Origin of the sequence: Fictibacillus nanhaiensis, from assembly GCF_023715445.1 — a bacterium.
GTDB classification, from domain to species: Bacteria; Bacillota; Bacilli; order Bacillales; family Fictibacillaceae; genus Fictibacillus; species Fictibacillus nanhaiensis_D.
The window spans coordinates 24446-49065 of the sequence record NZ_JAMBOD010000012.1 but is presented as its reverse complement, the minus strand read 5'-3'; the positions used below and the strand labels follow the sequence as shown (position 1 = coordinate 49065).

Annotated in this window: 19 protein-coding genes; 14 read left to right on the top strand and 5 right to left on the bottom strand. The window is 41.3% G+C overall.

The genetic code is table 11. From position 1 onward, the window contains the following. Positions 1-623, top strand: a 623-nt coding sequence (locus M3196_RS19800; RefSeq protein ID WP_251324069.1) for a hypothetical protein, incomplete at its 5' end; no start/stop codon positions are given. 109 nt (positions 624-732) lie between these two features. Here the strand turns inward: M3196_RS19800 and M3196_RS19795 are convergent. The 4 genes from M3196_RS19795 to M3196_RS19780 all read right to left on the bottom strand — a co-directional run bounded on the left by M3196_RS19795 (position 733) and on the right by M3196_RS19780 (position 4290). Continuing rightward, positions 733-1620, bottom strand: a complete 888-nt coding sequence (locus M3196_RS19795) for an endonuclease/exonuclease/phosphatase family protein (RefSeq protein ID WP_251324068.1) — start codon at positions 1618-1620, stop codon at positions 733-735. Positions 1621-1917: 297 nt separating this feature from the next. Beyond that, positions 1918-2631, bottom strand: coding sequence for a hypothetical protein (locus tag M3196_RS19790; RefSeq protein ID WP_251324067.1), 714 nt, complete (start codon positions 2629-2631; stop codon positions 1918-1920). Continuing rightward, positions 2632-3585, bottom strand: coding sequence for a DUF2817 domain-containing protein (locus tag M3196_RS19785; protein WP_251324066.1), 954 nt, complete (start codon positions 3583-3585; stop codon positions 2632-2634). Positions 3586-3849: 264 nt separating this feature from the next. Further along, the gene (locus tag M3196_RS19780) at positions 3850-4290 is read right to left on the bottom strand and encodes a DMT family transporter (protein WP_251324065.1); all 441 of its coding nucleotides are present in this window, start codon (positions 4288-4290) and stop codon (positions 3850-3852) included. A gap of 118 nt (positions 4291-4408) precedes the next feature. On the opposite strand from M3196_RS19780, the gene M3196_RS19775 reads away from it, so the two are divergent. From M3196_RS19775 to M3196_RS19720, 12 genes are all read left to right on the top strand, one after another. Continuing rightward, complete coding sequence (locus M3196_RS19775; protein WP_251324064.1) at positions 4409-5392, top strand: sugar-binding protein; 984 nt, start codon at positions 4409-4411, stop codon at positions 5390-5392. Continuing rightward, entirely contained in the window at positions 5392-6852 is a 1461-nt protein-coding gene (locus tag M3196_RS19770) for a sensor histidine kinase (protein WP_251324063.1), read from the top strand. Before M3196_RS19775 ends, M3196_RS19770 begins: the two co-directional genes overlap by 1 nt. Then, positions 6830-8248, top strand: a complete 1419-nt coding sequence (locus tag M3196_RS19765; protein WP_251324062.1) for a response regulator — start codon at positions 6830-6832, stop codon at positions 8246-8248. Before M3196_RS19770 ends, M3196_RS19765 begins: the two co-directional genes overlap by 23 nt. Before the next feature lie 188 nt (positions 8249-8436). Continuing rightward, positions 8437-9714, top strand: coding sequence for an ABC transporter substrate-binding protein (locus M3196_RS19760; RefSeq protein ID WP_251324061.1), 1278 nt, complete (start codon positions 8437-8439; stop codon positions 9712-9714). 66 nt (positions 9715-9780) lie between these two features. Next, positions 9781-10755, top strand: a complete 975-nt coding sequence (locus M3196_RS19755; protein WP_251324060.1) for a carbohydrate ABC transporter permease — start codon at positions 9781-9783, stop codon at positions 10753-10755. Next, positions 10755-11576, top strand: a complete 822-nt coding sequence (locus M3196_RS19750; RefSeq protein ID WP_251324059.1) for a carbohydrate ABC transporter permease — start codon at positions 10755-10757, stop codon at positions 11574-11576. Before M3196_RS19755 ends, M3196_RS19750 begins: the two co-directional genes overlap by 1 nt. Before the next feature lie 100 nt (positions 11577-11676). Continuing rightward, a complete protein-coding gene (locus M3196_RS19745) occupies positions 11677-15894 on the top strand; it encodes a GH92 family glycosyl hydrolase (RefSeq protein WP_251324058.1) in 4218 nt (1405 codons plus the stop codon). Between the two features lie 239 nt (positions 15895-16133). Next, positions 16134-17408, top strand: coding sequence for an ABC transporter substrate-binding protein (locus M3196_RS19740; protein WP_251324057.1), 1275 nt, complete (start codon positions 16134-16136; stop codon positions 17406-17408). A gap of 125 nt (positions 17409-17533) precedes the next feature. After that, entirely contained in the window at positions 17534-18430 is an 897-nt protein-coding gene (locus M3196_RS19735) for a carbohydrate ABC transporter permease (RefSeq protein ID WP_251324056.1), read from the top strand. 14 nt (positions 18431-18444) lie between these two features. After that, positions 18445-19275 (top strand): carbohydrate ABC transporter permease, encoded by an 831-nt coding sequence (locus M3196_RS19730; protein WP_251324055.1) that lies wholly within the window; start codon positions 18445-18447, stop codon positions 19273-19275. A 67-nt stretch (positions 19276-19342) separates the two neighbouring features. After that, entirely contained in the window at positions 19343-20287 is a 945-nt protein-coding gene (locus tag M3196_RS19725) for a glycoside hydrolase family 43 protein (protein ID WP_251324054.1), read from the top strand. 31 nt (positions 20288-20318) lie between these two features. After that, the gene (locus tag M3196_RS19720) at positions 20319-21302 is read left to right on the top strand and encodes a LacI family DNA-binding transcriptional regulator (protein ID WP_251324053.1); all 984 of its coding nucleotides are present in this window, start codon (positions 20319-20321) and stop codon (positions 21300-21302) included. A 251-nt stretch (positions 21303-21553) separates the two neighbouring features. Here M3196_RS19720 and M3196_RS19715 read toward each other — a convergent pair whose 3' ends face one another. After that, the gene (locus M3196_RS19715) at positions 21554-22588 is read right to left on the bottom strand and encodes a family 43 glycosylhydrolase (RefSeq protein WP_251324052.1); all 1035 of its coding nucleotides are present in this window, start codon (positions 22586-22588) and stop codon (positions 21554-21556) included. A gap of 203 nt (positions 22589-22791) precedes the next feature. Here M3196_RS19715 and M3196_RS19710 point away from each other — a divergent pair, with 203 nt between their 5' ends. Continuing rightward, positions 22792-24588, top strand: coding sequence for a glycoside hydrolase family 2 protein (locus M3196_RS19710; RefSeq protein WP_251324051.1), 1797 nt, complete (start codon positions 22792-22794; stop codon positions 24586-24588). Positions 24589-24620: the final 32 nt, after the last annotated feature.

Below are 24620 nucleotides of genomic sequence, written 5' to 3'. Positions count from 1 at the left end.
TAGCAATTGATGAAATAGACATTCCTCTTTTAAACATATCTTTGATCATAAAAAAATCCCCTCTGGTAATCATGAACCATAGCTCCTCTCAAACCTATGGTTCTATTTTAGATGGGGATTTTTATTCCGGCTATATTGGTGATTTTAACATCGGCTTTAACATAGATGCCGAATCGTATGAAAAATCGTTTGTTAAGATGTTTCCGCTCATTAGTTTTATACTATTTGAAAGGGAAATCAATGATAAAGGTCTTTATTTCAAGGAGAAACCCATAGTTGATGAGACAACCTTATTGCTCAAAAGGGGATTCAGACTAACTCCTGAATTCAACCTGATTCAGCTAAAAGTATTAACAGATATGCTAAAGGTAGAGGAATGGGAGGATGCACCAAGCTTTAAAATTCGCTGGTTTAATACAAATCCTGATTTACCCCAGAAGCAATTTGTTCTTTTTTATAATCAAAAAACGAAAGTACTGAAAAAGAAATATGTATATAAACAGCGGCCCCCCTTAATGGAGAAAAAGAACAAAGTGTATAAGCATCAACTACAGGCAGCTGTGGAGAAAGGGGATTCTAGTATTATCGTTGAGGGATTTAAGGAAGTGGGGAAAAAGCGTTAATATAAAAGTAAAAGTATAAAAGCACCTGATTAAAAATTAGCTTTTTCCGTCTGAAAAAACAGTGCTAAAAAGCCCTCGGAACCTCCGGGGGCTTAGTAGTTCCTACAGGTTAATAATGTAATGTCAAATCGCTAAGTACAGGGTAATGATCACTTGGGAATTGACTGTTCTTTTGGTAATCGAGGATATCTGTTTTATGAGTTGTCACATTCCCTTTAGTCATGATCCAGTCTATCCGACTGTCTGGACCTCCTCCAGTAGAATCTTTGAATCCATTGAATGTACCGAGATGGTCATTGATTTTCTGGGCTGCTGCATCCATTGTATCAACAAAAGATCCTTCTTTTATAAGGGTTTGATGTGGTGTGCTGCCAGGACCTGTATTAAAGTCACCTGTTAACAATACCGGCAATGCTGGATCAAATTCTTTTGTTTTTTCTGCGATCAATCCCGCACTTTTCTCTCGTGCTTCCACGGAACGATGATCAAAGTGTGTGTTCACAAAGTAAAATTGTTGATTCGTCTTTTTATCAAGGAACTTTACCCAAGTGACCATTCGCGGAATGGTATTCCCCCATGACATAGAACCAATTTCGTCCGGAGTATCGGATAACCAGTAGTGGTCGTATTCTACAGGTGAAAAACGATCTTTGTTATAGTAAACCGCCATGAATTCTCCTTTGCTTCCCCCTTCACGGCCTAAACCAATCCATTCGTAATCCTTTAGATCTTCATCCACTTCTTTTACTTGTTGGTAAACGGCTTCTTGGGTTCCAAATATATCAGGTCTTTCCATTTCGATGAGCTTCTTTACAGCAGGGCGGCGTTCTGCCCAGGCGTGCGGTGATGGGTCAGTGGTATTTAAGTATCTCAAATTGTACGTCATGACTTTTAAATCCATCGTGGAAGCTTGTCCTTTTTGTTCTGAAGCAAGCGCCTCTTGTGAAGTAGAATAGGTACTCCCAAACAATAAGAATGCAAATGTTAACAAGATCAATGACGTAATACTTTTTTCAAGTGTATTCCCTCCCTTAGAATTGGTTGTACAAGAAAAGAATAGCAAAGGAATGTAAATGTTTAACGACTGTCAACTAAATATTTTCTTTAGATCATAAAGGTTTGGTATCGTTTTTTACGTTTTAGTAAAGATGCCTTTGGAAACGCAGGATTAATGTTGCATTTAATATGTCATTTCTAAAATTTTTTAAACATCTGTTTAACTTTTTAGGACAACATCACAAAAAAGAGCGATCACTGTAATCGCTCTTTTGTCCTCTGGCTGACACGAATTCAATTAGTTCGTTTTCGGCTGTTTTCCTTGCATATACCGGTAAACAGGAAGCTCATCGCCTTTTTTTGCAGAAATGAAGTTATAGGTTACATAGCTGTCGACTGATTCCGGTTCAAGGGCAAGGGCGATAAAGTTAGCGTTTTGTTGAGCCATCGAGAACACATAACTGCCTGCTGGGAAGGAATGTGTTTTTTCGTTTACTTCTGTTGTTACTGTATTTGTACCGTCTGAAACCGTGCTGCTGGTCACCTCATAGCTCTCAACAGGAAGAACGGTTGGTTTTTTAAGCTTTTCAACACGCACACCCAGTATCTGAAGTTTCTTTGCGACATCATCGTGTCCAGGACCAGGGGAGAGGATATAAGCCGTTGGCCGTTCACGCTCTAATGTTGGATAAGCTTCGGTTGAATCTTCCCATACGATCGGAATGTCTGTTTTGGCAGCCTTAGCCAGATCTACAACTTCAAGCTTTTGGTCTGAAATCTGTTTGTTTCCGCTTGTCACGACAATTTTATCATCATCATTCGCTCTTTTTCCTTTTATGGTTACTTCAGCACGTGCCTCTTCAACAGCTTTTTGCACTTTATCTGCATTGTCGGCCGTATTTTTTATAAAGGAAGACTGCGCTACGACCTGTGCATATACACGCCGTTCAAAGTCAGCACGGCCGATATTGATCCCACGGGTTTCAATTAGATAAGTGAATGTGTTTTTCAATCATAGTGCATTTCGTCCAATCCTTGTTTCCGTGCTTCCTTCCGTGGCGACGAGTTTATCTCCCTCCATCGCAAGTGTATAGTAATCGTGGTGGCTAAGGTTTTCTTTATCCAGCGTTTTATTTACTTTTGGAAGCAAAAGGTTGTCCGACTCCTTGCGCAGCTTTTCCGGTATATTTAGGTTTTTGGCAGAAGAAATCAACAAGTCGTAGGAAGCGATGGAGCCTTTTTCTCCAAACTGTTTCAATGGGGATGGATTCACCGTATATTCATGGGCATCGAGTACGACCTCAGGCTGATACGCATTGATTGCTTTATGTATCAACTGTACCTCTGGGTATTCGACCTTCATAAAATCGCGGTTTGCGTCATTATTGTTTGCGACCGTACGCTTGAAGTAATAGGAGCCGTCGGGGTTCACCCTTGGTACGATGGCGACATCCACCTTGTCCAGTACATTTCCTAATTTACCTTCTGCCAGCCACTGGGCCAGGACGAGAGCGGATTCTCCTGCTGCAGGTTCATTACCATGAATTTGGCTCTGTACCCAGACGAGCGGCTTTTTCTTATGGCTTTTTCCTTTTTTATGGTGATCTTTACTGAAGAGCAAGAGTGGAATATCCCGACCTTCTTGGGATTTGCCGAGTATGGTCAGTTTAGCGTTCTTATTTTTGTAGGCAAGCTTCTGTAAGAGCCCCATCATTTCTTCTTGGCTTGTAAAAGGTACTTTATCTTTTTGAAAAGCAGGGGTGTTGAAAGTTACATCAGACTTTGGGAAGAGGTAAGAAATGTTGTCCGGTTGAACGTAGCTTGGACCGGTTCCATAGTAAGGGATAAATTCTTTTTCCTGTTCGGCAGCTGAAGATGCTGCGACCCACCCCGGTATAGGACTGGCTAACCCGGCGGTAAGAGAAAGCACGACGGCCATAGAAGTTGCGCGAAAGACTTTTTTCATAGTCTTCCTCCTAAAATTTAATTTTTTGATTATTTTTAAAATTAGCATAAAAACAAATAGACTAGAATCAATAACACCCTTTTTGTCGAATAAATAGGCAACTGAACCTAGAATGATATCCCGGTATCTATGAAACTGGTTAAAATTCCTTAAGAGGAGAATGGTAGATTTGTAATGCCCGAAATCCGATACAAATAAGGCATGAGCCCGGTGGTACCGAAATCATGCCTTGTTGTAAATCGCTTTGCTATATGATCTTATTTATTAATATTTCTGCACAAAATACACTCCTATAATAATAAGGGAAACACCAATAAGTTTAAATTGATTGATCGGCTGAACATGCACCCCGAGAAGTCCGAAATGATCAATCAGTACAGAAGCTATGATCTGTCCAGTTAGAATGAATGCTACTGTTGATGCTGCACCGATTCGAGGTATTAATACAATGGTGGCAACTACATAAAAAGCCCCTAATAAGCCACCGGTCCAAACCCACCAAGGTGCCTCTATCCAGCCTTTACTAACTTTTATCCCGTGATTAAAGAATGAAATAATCAATAATGCGATCGATCCCACAATAAAGGAGATCATAGATGCCAGGATAGGAGAACCGACTAAAGTCCTTAACTGTGCATTGATGCTGAATTGTGTTGGTAGTGCCATGCCTGCAATGAGTGCAAATAAAATTAGAACAATAATCATAAAACACCTCTTCTATATAGTCATTCATACATTACCAAATCCATTGGCGTTTTTGTATACGAGTCTAGCATTTTCCTATATTATGAAAATAAAAAATATTCTTACTATGGGTGATACTATGATCCTAAAGCGCAGTATATATGTGATTCTATTCGTATTGCTTGCAATAAATTTCATGATGATGCTCTTCTTTGGAAAAGAAACGTTTCAGATCAAAAATAAGCCTGCAACAGCGGTCAAGTATGACTATCATTTCGTGTTAATTAGTGAGGAAGAAGATAACCCCTATTGGCGATTGATCGAAAAAGGGGCACGTGATGCAGCGGAAAAAAATAATGTTTATTTAGAGTACCTCGGGCCCAAACAAGTGGATAATTCCGAACAGCTTAAATATATGGATCAATCTATTGCTGGGAACGTAGATGGATTGATTGCTCAAGGGATTACAAGTAAGCGATTCGACCAGCTTGTGAATAAAGCATTTGAAAAAGGAATACCTTTCGTCACGGTTGATACAGATGCACCTGAGAGTGATAGGGCTTTTTATGTTGGTTCTGATAATTACCGTGCCGGCGTGCTGGCCGGGGAAGCGCTAATTAAAGGTACCCAAGGCGAGCAGAATGTTGGAATTGTAACGGGAAGACTTGACTCCTCGAGTCAGCAGCTTCGCATCCGAGGTTTTAAAGACACCATCCAGCAAAATAGGAGAATGGAAGTAGTGGCCATAAAAGAATCAAATATTACCAAGAGCGGTGCTGTACAAGCGACATATGATTTATTGAGGGAACATCCAGACGTGACAGCTTTTTACGGGACGAGCGCTTTAGATGGAACAGGTATTTCTCAGGTTGTGAACCAGCTTCAACTTGATCCAACCATCATTTCATTTGATATCTTGCCTCAAACGATAAAGCTTCTGGAAAAAGGCTCGATTGATGCTACTGTGGCTCAGTATCCTTATGAGATGGGCTACCAGGCTATTGAGTTGCTCCTCCGTTTGGAGCGTGGTGAACACCCGGATGAACTTCAGTTTACGAAAACAAAATTGGTTCGTCCAGAACATGTCCACTCCAAAAAAGCTCCGCTGAAGGGAGGGGAATGATGAAGACCATACGCAGCAAGCTCTTAATCTACTTTTTTGTATTTGTTGTTCTCTTTAATGTGGTTTCCATCTCGATCTACTTTAGCAGCCGTTCACTTTTATTAAAATATGATGCAAGTTTTGAAGAGTTTTTATTGCTGAACCGAATCTCGCAAACGTCGAATCTTTTATATGAGAAGGCCAACGAATATGTGGTAGAGAAGAATCAGAAGACCATTATGGAATTTCATGAAATTCGCCATCAGCTCGAGGATGATGTAGAACAGCTGCAGAAGAACAAAGATAGCATGGATGATATACAACGGAAAAAGTATATGCAAATGATAAAAACGCTTGTGCAAGAGTGTGAAATGACCATCGGCTTCATGCTGAGAGATGACATTGATCAGTACACGAAACATTTACGAGAGGCAAGGAATACCTCATCTTATCTTCAAGAGACGACGCTTGCTTTAATTGACATCGAGCTGACCAACTACCAATCTTTTTTTGCGGATATGGAGCAGCGAAATGATTCCTTCAAATGGTTTATTCTATTTTTGTTTAATACGACTGTTCTGCTTGCTGTCTATTTTGCCCTTTGGTTTTCACGGAGTATCAACCGTCCGATTCAAAGTCTGTCAAAAGCCGCTCAGGAGATCGCAAGCGGAACGTTTAATGGAGCTGATCTAAGCATCCAGTCCAATGATGAATTAAAGCTGTTGGGCAATACGTTTAATGTGATGCGTGAGAATATAAGGGAATACATCATTGAGCTGGAAAAGAAATCGGAGCTCGACCGGCTATTCAAGGAACTTGAATTAAAGCATCTACAAAATCAGATCAATCCTCACTTTTTATTTAATACATTAAATACGATCTCTAGAATGGCCTATTTGGAAGATGCCGAAAAAACGTCCTCACTGATCCACTCTGTTTCTACTTTACTGCGATATAGTTTAAGAGATGTAAGTAAATCCGTTCAATTGAGGGAAGAAGTAAAGGTGGTAAAGGATTACTTCCATATTCAGCAGACCCGTTTTTCTGAACGGATCACATTTACGGTGAACATAGATGAAAGATGTCTACACATACCTATACCCAGTCTGATTCTACAGCCATTAGTAGAGAACGCATTTATTCACGGTGTAGAAGGTAAAGAAGAAGGCGGGGAAATCGGACTATTTATCTATTCCATGGAAAACAAGGTGATGATAGAAATCCGGGACAATGGGATCGGTATGACGAAAGAACAGGTACATTCACTTTTACATCCATCAGATGCTGATCAAGAGAAGCAGGGAGAAGATCATATCGGCCATTCGACAGGATTGGGCATTCATAATGTGATAAGGAGACTGCAGCTATTTTATCAAACCGAGCATGTGGTTGACATCCGGTCGGTTGTAAACAAGGGGACTACGGTAACATTAATTCTGCCTTATAAGGAGGATAATCATGAGAGTCGTAATCACGGATGATGAGATGCTGGAGCGAAAAGCGATGAGAAAGTTTTTGAATGAAAACTTCAAAGACATCGAAGTGGTTGGAGAAGCTTCGAATGGAAGGAATGCGATTGAACTCGCTGAGCAATTAGAACCTGACCTCATGTTCATCGATATTAAAATGCCAGGAATAAACGGTTTAGAGGCTGTTCAGAGGATTCGAGAGAAAAAGCCTCAAATCAAGTTCATTATCGTTTCCGCTTATGACTCGTTTGACTATGCAAAGAAAGCGATGAAAGAAGGGGTAAAGGAATACCTCTTAAAACCAAATAATAAGGAAGAAGCGATAGAAGCGATCACAAGGGTCTGCCAAGAAATAAAAAGAGAGAAGACAGCCCATCAGAAACAGCTGGACTCCTTACATATTGAAAGAGAGAATTTTCTTTTGAAAATTCTTCAGCAAGAACAAGGAACAGTGACAGAAAAGCAGCAAAGGGAGCTTTTTCCCGAGATGAAATGCGGATTCTTCTTTGTCATGGAACTGGTGGGTGGGAAAGAAGTTGATATCCTAAAACAGCACATTGAACGATTATCTCCCTTTCAAAGCATTACCGTGCTGAACGGAAATTATATGGTGTCGCTCTTTGTTAGTACAAAAGAACAGAGCAAGCTGGATGCCCTTCTATTAGCCAAGAAACTACAGATTGCCTATGAAAATAAACTATGGATTGGGATCGGTTATTCGTATTCACTTGTAGATCAGCTGTATAAGTCCTATCATGAGGCTTTGAAGACTCTCCATATCTTGAAGAAAAACAAGAGAGTGCAATATAGTCTGCCACTTCTTACCCAGAGGGAAGCTGATGGCGTGAATGACGAGGAACTTTTTTTGCCCTTGATTCAGGGAGATTTCCAAACGGCTTGGATGATCACAAAAGAGTTATTAGATAAGGTTGATCAAACAGAACTCTATGTAAGAATAAGAGAAAAGCTTGTTCAGGAAGGTATTTCTATGCATCAACTGTATCTTCCAGAAAATCTGCCTCAATGGAAAGGCTTCGTTCATAAGATTTGTTTAAAAGTGTCTGAGATCCATCAAGCAAATGATCCGATTGAGAGAGCGAAACAGTATATCTACCGCCATTTCCACGAAACGATTACTTTAGAACAAGTCTCAGAAATGGTTCACTTGAGTCCTACCTATTTTACAAAACTATTTAGAGAAACAACGAACATTACATTTATTGATTTTTTGACAGAAGTTCGATTAGGAAAAGCAAGACAGATGCTTCTGGAAAATCAATTAAGTTTAAAAGAAATCAGCTTTATGGTCGGGTATAAGGACCCGAATTATTTTAGCCGGGTATTTAAAAAACACTATAATCAATCCCCAAAACAATTTCAAAAACAAACCTTCCTCATTGAAAAATAGGAGCATTTTATAATCCCTTATCGTTTGAATAGGGGATTTTTGTTTTAGTAAAATTCTACTTCTGGCTCTGAAGATAAAAATGTACAGAAATTCATAAGAATGTGCAGAAAAAGAGGTCACTTAGGAACAAGGGGATTTTTTATAATGAAATTGTAAACGTTTTCAAAACGAGGCGAGGGGGATACAAATTGAAGAAAAGTATTTGGGTATCTATTGTTTTGATTTTTTCCTTAGTTCTATCTGCCTGCAGCAGTTCAAGCTCTAGCGGTGATGGAGGAGACAAAAAGGGCTCGGACAAACTAGAGATTTTTAGCTGGTGGACCGGAGCAGGTGAAGAAGATGGACTGAAAGCATTAATTAAATTATTTGAAGATAAGTATCCGGATGTACCGATCGAAAATGCAGCAGTAGCAGGCGGTGCTGGTACAAACGCTAAGGCTGTTTTGGCGAGCCGTATGCAAGGAAATGATCCTCCTGCCACTTTTCAGGTTCATGGAGGGGCGGAACTCAATGAAGGTTGGGTAGCTGCTGATAAGATGGAGACTCTTAACGACCTCTATGAGAAAGAAGGATGGAATGACAAGTTTCCAAAAGACCTTATTGACTTGGTTAGCAAGGATGGAAACATCTACTCTGTGCCTGTAAACATCCATAGAGGGAATGTTCTGTGGTATAACAAAAAAATCTTTGAAGAGAACGGCTTAGAGGCTCCGACAACATTTGAGGCGTTCTTCGAGGCTGCTGAGAAACTAAAAGCAAAAGGAATTACTCCATTAGCACTCGGAGATAAAGAACCTTGGACCGCTACACACCTGTTTGAAACCGTATTGCTCGGTAAATTAGGCGCAGAGGACTATAGTAAGCTTTGGACGGGTGGTCTTTCATTTGATGATGCAAAAGTAAAAGATGCGGTTGAAACGTATAAGAAGATGCTGGGCTATATCAATGAAGATCATAGTTCCCGTAACTGGCAGGACGCTTCACAATTAGTAGCAAAAGGTGAAGCAGCGATGAACGTGATGGGTGACTGGGCAAAAGGTTACTTCGTAAATGATTTAAAACTAAAAGTAAACGAAGACTTTGGCTATGTTCCTACACCTGAGACGGAAGGGCAGTTCATGGTGATCACTGATACGTTTGGGCTTCCAAAAGGTGTGAACAATGCGGATGATGTGAAAAAATTCTTGGCTGTTCTAGGGTCTGTAGAGGGTCAGGATGCGTTTAACCCATTAAAAGGATCCATTCCAGCCCGTATTGATGCAGATGTAACGAAATATGACCAATATGGAAAAGATACCATTGAAGATTTTAAAGAAGCGAAGTTGGCGGCAAGTTTAGCGCATGGTTCAGCGGCTTCTGAAGGTTTCTTAACCAAGGTCAATCAGGCTGTAAACATCTTTGTTACACAGAAAGATGCCAATCAGTTCGTGGATAGTTTGAAATCCGCAGCAACAGAACTGAAGTAAGCACGGAAAAAGAGGTCGAGATCACTCTCTTCCTCTTTTCTTTTATACGTCAAAGGAGGCTAAGAGATGGAGCCGGTTATCATCAAAAAAACCAAAACGGTGAAGTCATCTATCAAAACCACGAAAAAAAGGATGCTATCCAGTGACCAGCTGCTTGCCATTGGTTTTTTGCTGCCTTCCATTCTTTTGATCGCTGTATTCGTTTATGGCTTTATCAGTTGGACGGGTTATGTATCACTTAGCAACTGGAACTCACTTGTACCTGATTTTTCGTTTGCTGGATTGAAGAACTATGTGTTCCTGTTTTCAGATTTTCGTTTCCAGGCAGATTTGCGTAATACGGTTGTATTCACCGTTCTATTTATTGGGACCATCATTATTTTCGGTCAGTTCCTTGCCGTTTTATTAGATCAGAAAATAAGAGCCGAGTCCTTATTCCGTAACATCTTCTTTTTCCCGATGGCCTTATCTTTTGTTGTGACGGGAGTCGTATGGCAATGGCTGCTGAACCCTTCCACAGGGGTAAACCTGTTCTTGAGCAAGATCGGATTGGAATCCATGTGGTACACAGACACAAATATCCTGGCCGGCTTTAAATGGGGCAAGATTGAATTTGGGGTTCCGGTCGCGATTACGGCTGTCGTTATTGCGGCTGTCTGGCAAATGACAGGTTTTGCGGTTGCGATGTATCTTGCGGGTCTGAGAGGGATTCCCGATGAAGTACGAGAGGCTGCAAGGATGGATGGGGCTACTGAGTTTCAGATTTATCGAAAGGTCATCATCCCGCTGCTTCGTCCAATCACAGTAAGTGTCGTCATCATCATGGCACATATTTCATTGAAGATTTTTGATTTGATCTATGCGATGACGGGACCTGGCGCGAACTTTGTAACAGATGTTCCGGGGGTTTACATGTTTGAGGCTACTTTCCGCGGCAACTATTATGCGAATGGAGCAGCAATCGCGGTGATCATGCTGGTATCGGTTGCGGTATTTATTGTCCCTTACCTTATTTTTAGCAGAAGAAAGGCGGAATCGTAATGGCGATCAGAACCTTAACGAAACCTCTTCTTTACTTCCTTTTGATCGGATTAAGTCTGTTATTTCTTATGCCTGTATACGTCATGCTGGTAACAAGCTTGAAGCCGCTTGACCAGGTTACCCTGAGTGAGATGTGGAAGCTTCCTGGAACCATTGATGTTAGCAGTTATGTTACAGCTTTTGAAAGATTGGCACCTAACTTAATGAACTCTTTCTATCTTGTTATTCCAGCGACTCTCTTATCCGCGTTGCTTGGTTCATTAAACGGCTACGTGTTATCCAAATGGAGATTTAAAGGCTCTGACACGCTTTTCACGCTCATTCTATTTGGGATGTTCATCCCTTACCAAAGTATATTGATTCCTTTGATTCAATTTTTGCGTGAGATCGGTTTATACAACACGATTCCAGGTTTGATTTTCGTTCATGTTGTCTATGGGATACCGATAACGACACTCATGTTCCGCAACTTTTACGCAAGCATTCCGGATGAGATGATCGAGTCGGCTAAGATTGATGGAGCCGGATTCTTAAGAATTTTCCGCCATATTATGATCCCATTGTCTATTACTGGTTTTGTCGTGGTGGCTATCTGGCAGTTCACGAACATCTGGAATGAATTTTTGTTTGCCGTAACGATTACCACTTCCGACCAGCAACCCATTATGGTCGCTCTTCAAAATCTTTCTGGCAGCCAGATCGTACAGTGGAACGTACAAATGGCGGGTGCCCTTCTTGCCGCATTACCGACCTTACTCGTTTATATTTTCTTAGGCAAATTCTTTGTGAAAGGTTTATTGGCGGGGTCAGTGAAAGGGTGAGAACATTCGTTTAAGGGGGTGGTGTGGGAGAGCTCACATACCAAATCAATTCTTTTCTAAGTGCCACTTGAAAAAATTAAATTTTGGAGGTGCCACCACTTTGAAAAAAAGACACACATTTAAAGCCTTAAATCTTGGTATATGTACAGCTTTACTAGCCGGAAGTTTGTATGTCCCATCTAGTCCATTCGTAACGGCTCAAGAAGAAAACCAAACAGACTTTTCTACTTCTTTCGAAAAAGATCAACCACAACCTAATTGGGAGAATACCGTGGAAACGGATGATGATGGAAAAAAGATGACATCAGGCATTGACGGAAACATACCTTTTCAGGGCATCCAAGGTGATATCACCCATAAGGTCGAACAAATCACGGCAAGCGCAAATAATCCACCGAATGAAATTGATCAAAAATTAATTGATAAAGATGTAAATACGAAATGGCTTGCTTTTGAAAATACAGCATGGGTTGAACTTAAACTTACTGAACCTGAAGCCGTCGTAAAGTATGCCTTAACGTCAGCAAATGATTTTGATGGAAGAGATCCAAAAGACTGGTCATTATCAGGATCGAACGACGGAGAAAGCTGGACAAAGCTTGATGAAAGAGCGAATGAAGATTTTAGTAAGCGTTTCCATCGCAACTTGTATGAATTGGAGAACGAGACTAAATATCTGTACTACCGATTTGATATTACAAAAAATGCTGGTGATAACATCACGCAGCTGGCTGAGATCGCATTGTCAAACGGAATAGATGTTCCACCACCGCCGCCTGCGGATATGAAATCCTATGTTGTTGATGGACCGACCAATTCTTATACCGCTAAAACAAAAGTGGGATGGACGGGGTTAAAGGCGTTTGAATACTCAGGTTCCCATCTTTCAGAAGACAGGGCTTATTCCTACAATAAAATATATGATGTAAACATTAAAGTAACGCCGGATACAGAGCTTTCTTATTTCATTCATCCTGAGTTTACGGATACGGAGCATAATGATTATTCAAGTACATATGCTTCCGTCGACCTAGCGTTCTCTGATGGGACATACCTGCATGATCTGGATGCCGTGGATCAGCACGGTATTAAGGTTAACCCTCAAGATCAGGGGAAATCCAAAACACTGTCAGTGAATCAGTGGAATTACAAAGAAACTGTTATTGGAAAAATAGCGGCGGGGAAAACGATAGACCGCATTCTTGTTGCGTATGACAATCCAAAGGGACCATCCTCTTTTAGAGGAACTATTGATGATATTAAAATTGAAGGAAATCCGGCGCAAGCCAATTATTCAAGTCCTTCCGATTACATCAACATTCTTAGAGGAACGCAATCAAACAGCACTTTTTCACGAGGAAACAATTTTCCTGCATTAGCTGTTCCGCATGGATTTAATTTCTGGACCCCTGTTACAAATGCAGGTTCCACAAGCTGGCTCTATAGTTATAATCAAAATAATAACAAGGACAATCTGCCGCAGCTTCAGGCATTTTCGATCTCCCATGAACCAAGTCCATGGATGGGTGATCGTCAAACGTTCCAAGTCATGCCTTCCGATTCTCAAGAAAACGTACCAAGTGCAAATCGTGAAAAAAGAGCATTACCATTCAAACATTCAAATGAAGTGGCAAAGGCTCATTATTACAGCGTGAAGTTTGAAAATGGCATACAAACGGAGATGACTCCTACCGATCACGCAGCGATGTTCCGATTTACCTTCAAAGGTGACACATCCAACCTTATTTTTGACAACGTAAATAATCAGGGTGGACTGACGCTCGATAAAGAAAAGGGAACGATATCAGGATTTTCTGATGTGAAAAGTGGTTTATCGACTGGTGCTACAAGGATGTTCGTTTATGCAGAATTTGACCAGCCCGTTCTCGCCGGTGGAAAATTAACAGGAGAAGGCAGAGATAATGTGTCTGGATATTTACGTTTTGACACGAGTAAAGAGAGTGATAAGACGGTAACGATGAAAATCGCTACGTCGTTCATCAGTGTTGACCAAGCAAAGAAAAACTTGGAGCAGGAAATCAAACCTTCTGACACATTTGAGACTATCAAAGAGAAAGCTCAAAAGCAGTGGGATGAAAAGCTTGGGATCATTGAGGTTGAAGGCGCAAATGAAGATAAGCTGATTACCTTATATTCTAATATGTACCGGTTATTTTTATATCCAAACTCAGGATTTGAAAACGTCGGAACCGTTGAGAATCCAGAATATAAGTATGCGAGTCCGTTCTCGGCAGCTGTCGGACAGAATTCACCTGTTGAGACGGGTGCTAAGATTGTAGACGGCAAAACGTATGTCAATAACGGATTCTGGGATACGTACCGAACGTCATGGCCTGCGTATACGCTGCTTACTCCAACTATGACAGGGGAAATGATCGATGGATTCGTTCAACAGTATAAAGACGGGGGCTGGATCTCTAGATGGTCTTCACCAGGTTATGCCAACCTGATGGTAGGAACAAGCTCTGATATTGCTTTTGCAGATGCTTACTTAAAAGGTGTAACCAATTTTGATGTTGAAAGTTTCTATCAATCAGCTGTTAAAAATGCAGCCGTTGTTTCTCCAAATGCAGGAACAGGCAGAAAAGGCATGAACACTTCTGTTTTTGACGGTTTTACGAATAACTCAACAGGTGAGGGCATGTCATGGGCGATGGACGGCTATATCAACGATTACGGTATCGCGAACGTAGCCAAAGAGCTTGCGGAGAAAGGTGAAACGTCCGATCCTTATCTATCAAACTATGCGGATGACTATAAATATTACATGAATCGTGCTAAGAACTACATCAACATGTTCAATCCTGAAACGGACTTTTTTATGGGAAGAAAAGCCTCTGGAGAATGGCGTTCATCTGCAGAAGAATATGACCCGCGTGAATGGGGCGGTGATTATACGGAAACGAATGCCTGGAATATGGCGTTTCACGCTCCGCAAGATGGACAGGGATTGGCTAACCTTTATGGAGGAAAAGATGGGCTGGCAGATAAACTGGACAAATTCTTCAGTACTCCAGAGACAGCCTTACATCCTGGCCATTATGGCGGTACCATTCATGAGATGAGAGAAGCCCGCGATGTAAGGATGGGAATGTATGGCCACAGCAATCAACCTTCCCACCACATTATTTATATGTACAATTACGCTGGTCAGCCATGGAAGACACAAGAAAAAGTTCGAGAAGTTCTATCAAGACTTTACCTTGGAAGTGAGATTGGGCAAGGGTATGCAGGAGATGAAGACAATGGTGAAATGTCTGCATGGTATATCCTCAGTGCGGCAGGCATCTACCCGCTTCAAATGGGAACTCCTGAATATGCGATTGGTGCTCCTTTCTTTGAAAAGATGACCATTCATTTAGAGAATGGAAAGGATCTCGTTATTCATGCACCAAAAGTAAACGATGAAAACAAATACATTCAAAGCCTAAAAGTAAACGGGAAGTCATATAACAAAACAACCATTTCCCATTCTGATTTATTAAAGGGAGCAACACTAGATTTTGAGATGGGTCCAAAGCCATCAAAGTGGGGAACAGGTAAAGAGGCATTGCCTGATTCTATTACACCTGAATCAACGGACGGTACATCGATTCCAGCACAGCCATTAAGAGACTTAACCGATACATTAATTTCATCGGGCAAAGGAACGGCAACAGACAGTGAGGGTGGAGATCCTAGCATTCTATTTGATAATACATCTAATACGAGATTAACTTTACAGAGCAAGAATCCGTCCATTCAGTATGAATTCAAAGAGAAAAAACAAAGAGTCAAGATGTATACGGTCACATCAGCCAATGGTGAGCAGAACGAGGATCCAAAAAGCTGGGTTCTAAAAGGTTCTAACGATGGGGAAAAGTGGACAGAGCTGGATAATAGAATGAATGAATCGTTCAAATGGCGCCTCTATACAAGAGCATTTCAACTAGAAAAGCCAGGTAAGTATAAGTACTATAAATTAGAAGTGACAGAAAATGGCGGTGGGGGATCTACGTCCCTTGCTGAGCTGGAACTTCTAGGAGTGAACGTTTCAGAGAATTTAAATCAAGTAAAAAAACAGATGGAAAGTTATGTGAAAACGGGTGATTTGAACGGCCCAATGAAAGCGCTGCTTACCAACAAACTAAAGCAAGCTATTCATCATGAAGAAAAAGGTGACGATGACAAAGCAGTAGAGCACCTAGAGGATTTTATTAAGCACATGAACAACAAAGGTTTACAAAAACACATTTCTAAGGCTGCAAAAGAACAGCTTTCCGCAGATGTGAACACGATCATCTATATCTTATCTTGACAATCTAAGTCATGAATCGAAAAAGACCCAAGGGTTTCTTGGGTCTTTTTATTATGGTTTGGCTACATCCATAATGCGCACTTTAATTTGCAAATTGCATACTAAAAGTATATCTAAAAATTTTAGTTAAAATTTTAGTAAAAAATAATTGACTGATAATTCGTAGTGTTATAGTATTTTCTTGAAGGCGCTTTCATGCGAGTGCTAACAAAGAGGGAAAATGAAAGGGGAAACGATTCATGAAATTTACGAAGTTTTTGGCTTTAGTAGTTTCGGTTTTTCTGTTGCTGGCTGGCTGTTCGAACGGCTCTTCATCTGGTCCTGAAAAGACTGAAGATGGAAAGATTAAGATTTCCTTTATTAACGGTTTTACTGGCGGAGACGGTGCTTATATGAAAAAGATCACAAAAGCCTTCAATGCTTCTCAAGACAAATATGTGGTTACGGAATTACAAGAAAAAGACCACTATACCAAGTTCAAATCAGGTAATTATGATCTTGTCGTCATCCATGGAAACAACCTTGAAACATATAAACAAGACGGTCTTATCCAGGATATTGGTCCTGTCATTGAAAAGGCGGGAATAAAAGAATCTGATTTTCACCAGGCTGGGTTAGATATTGCTAAACTTGAAGGTGGAATGTATGCGGTTCCACTTGATATTCACCCTTTAACCATGTTCTACAATAAAGATTTGATTGCTGAAGCTCCAAAGACATATGAAGATTTAAAATCTCTCAATACGAAGCTTCAAGCTCAAAGCGAAGACCTTTATGCGCTTGGTGTTCCATCAAGCGGATTAGTAGAATTCTACATGCTCATGATTGCTGCACAAAACGGCGTTGATTTAAAAGATGGAGAAAAATTAAACTTTGCACAAGATAAATATGCGGATGCATTGATGCAGTTCCACGATATGGTGTGGGAAGACAAAGTATCCCCTCCTAAGCTAGGCCTTGATGGCGAGTTCCAGACCTTCATGAAAGAAGCGAAAGAAGGAAAGGCTTATCAGACTGCAGTAGCACTTACTGGACCTTGGTTCTATGGTGCTGCAAAAGAAAAATATGCCGATAAGCTTGGTGTTGCTCCAATTCCGCAGATCGGTTCTGAACTTGCTTCTTACGGAAATGCACATACCATTGCTCTTTCTGCAAAAGTAGAGGATGAAAAAGTAAAAGAAGGAATTGCGGAATACTTAAAGTTCATGTTTACGCCTGAGAACCTCATCAACTGGGCGGACGGCGGACAAGCTCCGGTTCACCTTGCTACACTTGAGAAAATTGAAGCGGAGCAAGAAAAGTATCAGATTGCCTACCAGAACTCAAAGCAGTTTGAAAACTATGTAAGCCCTCCACAGGTTTACCAATTCGGGGAGCAAATACGATACATGAACGAGACGGTATTTAGTAAACTCGTAACAACGGAGAATTTTACTAAAAAAGATTTAATGAAAGAACTTGAAAAAGCGACAAAACTTGCTGAACAAGTAGCAGCGACTGCTCCAAAAAAATAATAACAGAATTAGTAAGAAAAAAATAAAGAGTGGATTCGCCTTTTTAAGGCAGCCACTCTTCATTTATAAAAAGAATTACTCAGAAACAGAGAGAGGACAACATGTTCTTTCGGATGGAGGTCAAGATGTATAAAGGAGCTTCCCATAAAATTTGGTCCATACTTATGGTATCCCCATTTGTTGTATTCTTTTTGCTGTTTTGGGCGCTTCCACTTGGATTGGGTGTTTGGATCAGTCTTCATAACTGGAATGTTTCTTCCGGAAATTTGGGGTTTGTTAGCCTGGAAAACTATAAGTCTATTCTTACTCCTGGCACTCTATACTATGACCTTTTTATGAAAGGCTTGAAAAACACTTTATATTTTGTTGTGATCAGTGTTCCGCCGCTTGTTCTAATCAGTCTCGGCTTGGCGTTAGTCATTGATAATCTGCCAAAAAGATTTAAGCCGATTTACCGTACGATTTTCTTTATCTCTTATTCAATATCCGTAACAGCGGTATCTGCTATTTTCCTTTGGCTGTTTAACGGAAATGGCGGTTATTTTAATAATGTTCTAGAGTCCATAGGGATCATAAGGGAGCCGATCAACTGGCTGGGTGAACAGCCTTACGCCTGGTTAACCATCCTGATTACGACAGTCTGGTGGACCATTGGTTTTAATATGATGCTGTTTATCAATGCATTGGATGAAGTAGATGTGGCTTTATATGAAGCAGCAGATTTGGACGGGGCTGGAGCGTTCTCTAAGTTCATCTCGGTCACTTGGCCACAGATCCGTAATGTTGCCTTTTTTATCATCATCATGACGGTGATTGCTTCCTTTAACCTTTATGGACAAACAAAATTGATCACTGGCGGAGGGCCAGAGCAATCCACCAACTCGCTTATCATGAATATCCAAACTTCTGTGTTCGGTATGAACCAGCTTGGGATCGGTTCAGCAATGGCCATTATTATGGGACTTATCATGATGGTCATAATTGTTTTTCAATATTGGCTTTCTTATCGGAACAAAGAGTAAAGGAAGTGACAAAGATGAAAAAATCAACGCGAAAAAGCCTTCCAATCTTAATAGTGGCAACCATCATTGCGTTTTTGTTCCTGCTGCCTTTGGTCTGGATGGTGTTTACATCTTTTAAAACGCTAAGCGAATCCATGGCAAGTTCAAGCATACTCCCATCTGCCTGGACAATGGAAAATTATTTGAGCGTTTTCTCATCCGTTTCGGAAGCTCCTATTTTAAGATGGCTGTTCAATACGGCCTTCATTACAGCTGTTGGGACGGTGCTGGTCGTCATTGTTGATATCTTGGCAGCCTATTCATTGGCCAGACTGAAAGTACCAGGGAAGAAAATGATTATGGGAATGGTATTTGCAGCGCTTGCCATTCCGGGAATCGTTACGTTGTTCCCTGCGTTCTACATGTTCAAAACGGCAGGTCTTCTCGATACGTATGTTCCGCTAATTCTGCCATATACAGCGAGTACCATGGGTGTGTTTTTAATGTACAATTTCCTGATCTCGTTTCCTAAAGATCTGGAGGAAGCGGCTTACATCGATGGTGCAACACAGTGGCAGATCTTGTATCATGTTATTTTTCCGTCGATTAAACCAGTAGCCATGACACTTGGAGTGATTACATTCCTTGGGATTTATAACGATTTTCTATGGCCATCACTGGTCACGAACTCGAATGATATGAAAACCATCACACTTGGGATTGCTACGTTAATCCAGGGTGCAAACTTCGTTAATCCGGCAAAAATGATGGCTTCAACGGTTATCGCCACAATTCCGGCCATCATTGTCTTCCTGATCGCAAACAAATATATCGTAAAAAGTGTAACGAACACAGGGATTAAGTAATTCCGTTCGTCTTTATCAGATGTTTTATTAATTCTGTAAAAACAAATATAATGAACTGGAGAGTATGATGAAACCAGGATTTCGTACAATAAAAAGAGTAAAAACTGACGATATTCATATGAGAGATCCTTTTGTTTTCACTTCCCGGAAAGAGAACAGGTACTATTTGTTCGGAACGACCTTTGCTGATGGATGCGGAGACAAGGACCCCATTTTTGAGGTATACTGCAGTGATAACCTTGTTGACTGGGAAGGACCTTTTGTGGCGTTCCAGCCTCCAAAAGGATTCTGGGGAGTAAGACATTACTGGGCGCCTGAAGTATTTGAGATTAGTGGACGATATTTTATGTTTGCCTCGTTCAAAGGCGGAATTGGCGAGCATCGAGGAACCGGTATATTGGTTGCTGATCACCCGGCTGGACCCTATGTTCCGCACAGTGAAGGGCCCGTAACGCCTCTTGATTCCGAATGCCTGGATGGAACGTATTATGAAGACAGTGAGGGACAAAAGTGGATCATCTATTGTCATGAATGGACGGAAATTTATGAGGGAAGAATCAAAGCCCTTCGCTTGAGTGACGATTTAAAATACTCATATGGTGAACCAATCGAGATCCTAAACGCAGCCAAAATGCCGTGGATCAGACATTTTGGTGATCCGCGTATTGAGAAAACAGGCTACTTAACAGATGCGCCATTTATGTACAAAGCCCAAAACGGTGAGCTTGTCATGCTCTGGTCAAGCTACTCTGTTCCGAACTACGGGGATGCTGGCCTTGGCGGATACACGGTTGCAGTGGCCAGGTCTGCTAATGGCATGATAGAAGGGGAATGGACACACGATAAGAAGCTGCTTCTGGACCGGAACGCCGGGCATTCTAGTTTGTTTCGTGATTTAAAGGGACAGCTTTATATCTGTACGCATTATCCTGATACACCACATGGAAGCGAAAGACCGCTTTTTATACAAGTAGAAGAAATCGAAAACGGAATTGTGATTATAAAAGATTAGTTTTAAAAGCAAAAAGAGATGAGGGAAAACGATGGCAACGATAAAAGATATCGCTGAACGTGTTGGGGTTTCTATTGCCACCGTATCGAGGGTATTAAACTACGATTCTAAGCTTTCTGTAGGCGATGAAACAAAGAAAAAGATTTTCGAAGTCGCCGAAGAGCTGTCTTATCGAAAAAAATCGGCAAAGCGCACAGCTGCTTATAAGCTGGCGATTATTCACTGGTATACGGAAAAAGAAGAGCTGGATGATCTTTATTACATGTCCATCCGTCTCGGGATTGAGAACCGATGTGAAGCACTGGGCATCCAAGTCGTTAAAATGTATAAAGACAGTCCCCAGCAGAATGAAGAAATTCACGGGATTATTGCGATCGGAAAGTATAACAAAAGACAAGCTGAAGAGCTTCGCAAACAGACAGAAAATATTGTGTTTGTAGATAGTTCGCCTGATGAGGATCAATATGATTCTGTTCTTAGCGACTTTTACAAAGCGACTGAAAATGTCCTTCAGCGCTTCCTTGAAAACGGCCATACTAATATTGGATATATCGGCGGCCGAGAAATTTATGACGACCAAACAGAGGTAATTGAAGATCCTCGCAGAATAGGTTTTGAGCATTTTCTTTCGCAAAGAGGCTTATTTGATGAAACCAAGGTATATATGGGAAGGTTTTCAGTTGAGGATGGTTATTCCTTGATGAAAAAAGCTGTCGTTGAGCATGGTGACAGACTGCCCACCGCCTTTTTCGCAGCCAATGATTCGATTGCGATCGGGGCCTTGAGGGCACTGCACGAAGAAGGAATCTCTGTGCCGGATCAGGTTAATATAATCGGGGTTAATGATATCAGCGTTTCCAAATATATCTATCCGCCATTAAGCACCGTTAAAATTTATACAGAGCTGATGGGAGAAACGGCGGTGGATCTGCTCGTAGAGAGGCTGGCTGATCGCCAGATTGCGAAAAAAGTAGTCATTGCTACAAAACTTGAAATACGCGGAAGCAGCACGTAAAAAGAGGGTGGCTCATAAATGAGGCACCTTCTTTTTATGTGTAAGGGTGTTTGGTTCATAGGACTGCAGTTTTGGTTCATAGAGTATCCATTTTGGTTCATAGAAAAACGTTTGGTTCATAGAGTTCACTGTTTGGTTCATAGAGTTCACTGTTTGATTCATAGACTGTCTGGTTTGGTTCATAGCCTTTCGACTTTGGTTCATAGAATTGTGATTTTATTTTATAGCCACCTTTTTTTACTGCCGAATGATCATTTTTTATGGATGGAAGGTGGGGTCTGCATTCCTTTCCCAGGAACGAAGTCTTTTACGCTAGGCCAGCCTTCGTTCCAAATGATGGGATCGATGAGAAGAGGGCGGCGAGTTGCGCCGTTATCCAGCTTGGGTTTATTTTTGTCGATGGCGTGATAGATGATCCAGTCTTTATCCTTGTCATCCGTAACGATTGCATTGTGCCCGGGTCCAACAAATTGTTCTCCTCTTGTTAAAACAGGTGTTCCTTCAGATACGAGAATATCCACTCCCTTTTTATCAACATAAGGCCCTTTTATAGATTTAGACCTGGCAACAGAAACCCTGTATGTGCTATTTTCACCTTCACAGCATGATCCGAGAGATCCGAAGAAGTAGTAATAACCATCGCGTTTGATGATGTATGGCGCCTCATAGGCATTTCCGGCAACTTGAAAAGGTTCACCTTTTGGTTTCATCCCGTCTTCTGAGAGTCCAACACCATAAATACCATGAAAGCTTCCCCAGAATAAATAAGGAACGCCGTTATCCTCGATAAAGAAGGGATCAATGGAATTCTCCACACCAATTTCACTGCTTCTGAACACCTGCCCGTGATCCTCAAAAGGACCTTCTGGAGAATCACTCGTAGCTACACCAATACCAGGATCGAAGTCTCCCCACGTAGAGAGAGAGTAATAGAGATAATACTTCCCGTTATAGCGCTGGATATCCGGAGCCCATAAACCACCCTGTTTCCACGTTGGACGGTCTTTGTCTGTAAAGGCGTTCCCGACATATTTCCAGTCTGTCAGATTAGAAGATTTTAAGATAGGAATGTATTTTGCTCCTTCACCATCACCCCAATCATCCTCGGTGCCATACGCATAATAGTTTCCGTCTTGCCCCTTAATGATGGAAGGATCGGCAAGCACAGGTTCAAACACTGGGTTTTGAAATGTTGGTTTGCCGCTGTCGGCCTCATCATTGGAACAGGCGTTAATGAACACAAGGCTTGCTGCAACGAAGGGCAGCAGCTTTTTTGCTAGTTTCAAGTAAAAACCTCCTATTTCTTAGAAAATTCAAACAAATGCTTATATTGTCATTTTATCGAAGTGATAGTCGATACACAATGAATTGAGTTAAATATTTAGTTAAAATTTTAGTAAAAACATTGACGCTATTTTACCCTTCTACTAAAATGAATGTAAAGCGTTTTCACGAGTGCGATTATAAGGCCTAAAAAGGGAGAGATATCATGATGGATCGTCAAGAATATCCGCGTCCGCAATTAGTGCGTAAAGAATGGCAAAACTTGAATGGAGTATGGGATTTTGCCTTTGATGACAGAAACGAAGGAACGAAACAAAAATGGTTCCTTACTGACAGTACAGCGTTCGATAAAGAAATCAATGTTCCTTTTGCCTATCAGACAGAACGAAGCGGCATTGCAGACCCAACTTTTCATGATCTTGTTTGGTATAAGCGGGAATTTACCGTTCCGGATCATTGGAAGAATAAGCGGGTTATCCTTCACTTCGGAGCTGTTGATTATCGTGCATGGGTGTATATAAATGAGAGATTTGTAGGTTTTCATGAAGGAGGAAACACGAACTTTTCTTTTGATATTACAGAACAGTTGACAGAGGGTACACAGACGGTCGTCGTAAAAGTAGAAGACCCTTCGACAGATGAAACGATTCCAAGAGGAAAACAATATTGGATTGAAGAGTCTGATGGTATCTGGTACACCCGAACAACAGGAATCTGGCAAACTGTCTGGTTGGAAGCCATCCATCCGTTGCACATCTCAAAACTCCGGTTTACTCCTGATGTAGACCGTGGGGAGATTGGTGTGGAATTTGAATTAGAGGGTGACCTTACCGATGCTGAAGTACAATTTGATATCCGATTTAAAGGGGAAGGGATTGTAAAAGACACGGTAGTGGTTCATGAACGTTACAACAGAAGAAGCTTCAATCTGTACAACAAGAAAATTTTCCGTACGGGCTTTCATCATGATGGGTGGAACTGGACACCTGAAAATCCAAATCTTTTTGATGTAAACATAACGGTTATGGAAAAAGGCAAGGTAATGGACAAGATTGATTCCTATTTTGGGATGAGAAAGATCCACACTGAAAATGGCATGGTCTATCTGAACAACCGTCCCTATTATCAAAAGCTTGTACTGGACCAGGGATATTGGCCAGAGGGTCTTCTCACGGCTCCTTCTGATGGAGATTTAAAGAAAGACATTGAGCTTTCCAAACAATTAGGATTCAATGGCTGCCGCAAACATCAAAAGGTGGAAGATCCTCGTTTCCTATACTGGGCTGACCAGCTTGGCTACTTGGTGTGGGGGGAATGTGCTGCGTCTCCTTCATTCAGCGAGAATGCAGCCGCACGCCTCACGAAGGAATGGATCGAAATCATTGAGCGTGATTACAACCATCCATCCGTGGTTGCCTGGGTTCCGCTTAACGAAAGCTGGGGGATCCCGAATGTTCGTGATAACCGCCAGCAGCAGCACCACTCACTGGCCATGTATCATCTTATCCATTCCCTTGATCAGACAAGGCTTGTAATCTCGAATGATGGCTGGGAACTTACAAAAACAGACATTTGTGCGGTGCATAACTATAACCACGGAAACAAGAATGAAACGGTAAAGTATGAAAAATACAAAGAAGACCTTGGGACGTTGGAAGGTATTCTAGCTTCCAAACCTGCCAGACGTTCGATTTATGCAAACGGATTTGAGCACGAGGGAGTGCCAATCCTGCTCACCGAGTTCGGCGGAATCGGATTTAAAGTAGGAGACGATTCAGGCTGGGGATATACATCTGTAACCAATACCGAGGATTTTATTGAAGATTACAGGCGGATCATGGAAGCGGTCTACAGTTCCAAAGCTTTATTTGGGTTTTGCTATACGCAGTTAACAGATGTTGAACAAGAGATAAATGGATTGCTGACATATGACCGGAAACCAAAATGTGAGCTTCAAAAGATCAAAGAAATCAATGATATGTGGCATCCTGGAGTTATTTAAGCGGGAAAGGGACTGGCGCCACTCACTCTGAA

What these genes read in the sequence shown, in the direction of transcription:
- M3196_RS19785 (WP_251324066.1), bottom strand. Translation starts at nt 3,585, where the DNA reads ATGAAAAAAGTCTTTCGCGCAACTTCTATGGCCGTCGTGCTTTCTCTT.
- M3196_RS19780 (WP_251324065.1), bottom strand. Translation starts at nt 4,290, where the DNA reads ATGATTATTGTTCTAATTTTATTTGCACTCATTGCAGGCATGGCACTA.
- M3196_RS19775 (WP_251324064.1), top strand. Translation starts at nt 4,409, where the DNA reads ATGATCCTAAAGCGCAGTATATATGTGATTCTATTCGTATTGCTTGCA.
- M3196_RS19770 (WP_251324063.1), top strand. Translation starts at nt 5,392, where the DNA reads ATGAAGACCATACGCAGCAAGCTCTTAATCTACTTTTTTGTATTTGTT.
- M3196_RS19765 (WP_251324062.1), top strand. Translation starts at nt 6,830, where the DNA reads ATGAGAGTCGTAATCACGGATGATGAGATGCTGGAGCGAAAAGCGATG.
- M3196_RS19755 (WP_251324060.1), top strand. Translation starts at nt 9,781, where the DNA reads ATGGAGCCGGTTATCATCAAAAAAACCAAAACGGTGAAGTCATCTATC.
- M3196_RS19750 (WP_251324059.1), top strand. Translation starts at nt 10,755, where the DNA reads ATGGCGATCAGAACCTTAACGAAACCTCTTCTTTACTTCCTTTTGATC.
- M3196_RS19740 (WP_251324057.1), top strand. Translation starts at nt 16,134, where the DNA reads ATGAAATTTACGAAGTTTTTGGCTTTAGTAGTTTCGGTTTTTCTGTTG.
- M3196_RS19735 (WP_251324056.1), top strand. Translation starts at nt 17,534, where the DNA reads ATGTATAAAGGAGCTTCCCATAAAATTTGGTCCATACTTATGGTATCC.
- M3196_RS19730 (WP_251324055.1), top strand. Translation starts at nt 18,445, where the DNA reads ATGAAAAAATCAACGCGAAAAAGCCTTCCAATCTTAATAGTGGCAACC.
- M3196_RS19725 (WP_251324054.1), top strand. Translation starts at nt 19,343, where the DNA reads ATGAAACCAGGATTTCGTACAATAAAAAGAGTAAAAACTGACGATATT.
- M3196_RS19720 (WP_251324053.1), top strand. Translation starts at nt 20,319, where the DNA reads ATGGCAACGATAAAAGATATCGCTGAACGTGTTGGGGTTTCTATTGCC.
- M3196_RS19710 (WP_251324051.1), top strand. Translation starts at nt 22,792, where the DNA reads ATGATGGATCGTCAAGAATATCCGCGTCCGCAATTAGTGCGTAAAGAA.